Source organism: Nocardiopsis sp. MG754419, assembly GCF_018207095.1.
Taxonomy (GTDB): domain Bacteria; phylum Actinomycetota; class Actinomycetes; order Streptosporangiales; family Streptosporangiaceae; genus Nocardiopsis.
Genome location: NZ_QOCZ01000327.1, coordinates 1 through 785, shown reverse-complemented (window position 1 = coordinate 785; position 785 = coordinate 1). Strand labels below are relative to the sequence as shown.

General features: G+C 68.2%; 1 pseudogene. It reads left to right on the top strand.

The window, feature by feature from the left end:
* A pseudogene (locus DSY14_RS27950) lies at positions 1-785 on the top strand (IS5 family transposase); the annotation flags it as partial.

Sequence of the window (785 nt, the reverse complement as noted above, 5' to 3'; positions counted from 1 at the left end):
CACCGCAAGATCATCAATGCGATCCTCTTCCGTTCCCGCACCGGGATCCCCTGGCGAGACCTGCCCGAGCGCTACGGCCCCTGGGAGACCGCAGCCGGACGCCACCGCCGCTGGTCCCCAGGCGGCACCTGGCAAAGGATCGCCGACCGGCTTCGCATCGACGCCAACAGCGGCGAAGAACTCATCGCGAGCATCGACTCCACCACTGTGCGGGCCCATCAGCACGCCGCCGGAGCCGCGAAAAAGGGGACACAGTCCGGCACGAACCGGACGGTGTCGAAGCGTTGGGACGCTCCAGGGGCGGACTGACCACCAAGATCCACCTGCTCGCCGATCAGCGCAGGCGTCCCTTGGTACTGGCCACGACTCCAGGCCAGCGCGGGGACAGCCTCATGTTCGAGCCCTTGATGGGCGCTCTTCGGCTGGCGCGCAGCACCGGAAGGCCGCGCACCCGACCCGACCGGCTCCTGGGCGATAAGGCCTACTCCAGCCGGGCCAACCGGGAGCACTTGAGGCGCCGCAGGATCAAAGCGACCATCGCTCAACCCCGCGACCAGCGTCAACACCGCCGACGTCAGGGGTCGGTGGGCGGCAGGCCCCCGGCTTTCGACCGGGTGGCCTACCGCGACCGCAACACCGTGGAGCGAGCGATCAACCTGCTCAAACAGAACCGGGCGGTCGCGACCCGCTACGACAAGCGGGCTGCGATCTTCGACGGGACCGTGCAGGTCGCCTCGATACGGATCTGGCTCCGCGACCTGACCCGTTCAAAAAACAGGCCCTAG